The organism is Aquipuribacter aurantiacus (assembly GCF_051216895.1).
Taxonomy (GTDB): domain Bacteria; phylum Actinomycetota; class Actinomycetes; order Actinomycetales; family JBBAYJ01; genus Aquipuribacter.
On sequence record NZ_JBPKAO010000037.1, the window covers coordinates 1 to 1,104 of the forward strand.

General features: G+C 76.4%; 2 protein-coding genes. Both read left to right on the forward strand.

The genetic code is table 11. From position 1 onward, the window contains the following. Positions 1 to 726, forward strand: a 726-nt coding sequence (locus tag ACR80Q_RS18280) for a hypothetical protein (protein WP_435379080.1), incomplete at its 5' end; no start/stop codon positions are given. A 155-nt stretch (positions 727 to 881) separates the two neighbouring features. Next, positions 882 to 1,104: hypothetical protein (locus ACR80Q_RS18285; RefSeq protein ID WP_435379081.1), on the forward strand; the 223-nt coding region annotated here is incomplete at its 3' end.

Genomic DNA, 1,104 nt, shown 5'->3' on the forward strand with positions numbered 1-1,104 from the left:
GGGCTCGTGTCGTTGGCCACCGCGACCCGCGGCCAGCCCCACGAGACAACTCACGGCGGCCTGCACGGCGGGGGAGCGGGTGCTCCGGGGCAGCGGGTGTGGGACCACGTCCAGCACCTCGACGGGGGGCTGCCCGTCCTCGTCGGGCCCCCGGCGCCGGAGCAGGCCGAGGCCATGGGTCCGGCCTGGCGGACGGTCGCGGACCTGCTGGCCGGCGTGAAGCACGCGGACGTCATCGCCGACTGCGGCCGGCTGCTGTCGGGGGCCTCCCCGGCGGCGGCGCTGCTGGCCGGCGCGGACCTGGTGGTGCTGGTCACGCGGGCGACGGTGTCCGGCGTCGCGCACACCCGCCGCGGCCTCACCGGCATCGCCCGCCTCCTCAATGACACCCCACGCCCCGGGACAGGGTCAGGGGCTGGTTGTCCATCGTCCAATTCGGGGTTGGCGCGGCTGGCGGTGGTCGTGGTCGCCGACCCCACCACCCCTGGACGGCGTCGGGCGCAGCAGCGTGACGTGGGCGATGTCCTGGCCCAGGCGCCCGGGCTGCAGGACATCCCGGTCGCCGGGGTCCTGGCCCACGACCCGCGCACCGCCGCCGCTCTCAGCGGCCAGCCGACCACCGGCCGGGGCATCGACCGATCCGCCCTGCTGGCCACCGCCACCACCGTCGCCACCGACCTGCTCGAACGGGCCCAGCTCGTCTCCCCCGGGGCGGTGAGCGCATGAGCGCGCACGAGGCTCGGACGGCCGCTCCAGCCACATTCCGGACTGACGGTGTGACCGGCGTGGACGGACGGACCGGGACGTCGGAGGACGGTCGTGGTTCGGATGCCGTGGACGGCGTCTGGGAGCCAGCCGCGGGTCCAGCCCCGGTCTCGTCAGTGGATCAAGGGCTGGTGGCGCGGTTGCGGGGGGCGGTGGTCGCGGAGTTGGGGGCGGAGCGGCGTCGGCGACTGGACGCGGGGCTGGCGGAGCTGACCCGCGACGACGAGCAGCGGATGGGCCGCTCGCTGCTGATCCGGGCGCTGTCGGAACGGCGCCGGGAGCAGGTCCACGCGGGCGTGCCGCTGCCCCCGGCGGCCGACGACGACGCCGTCATCTCCG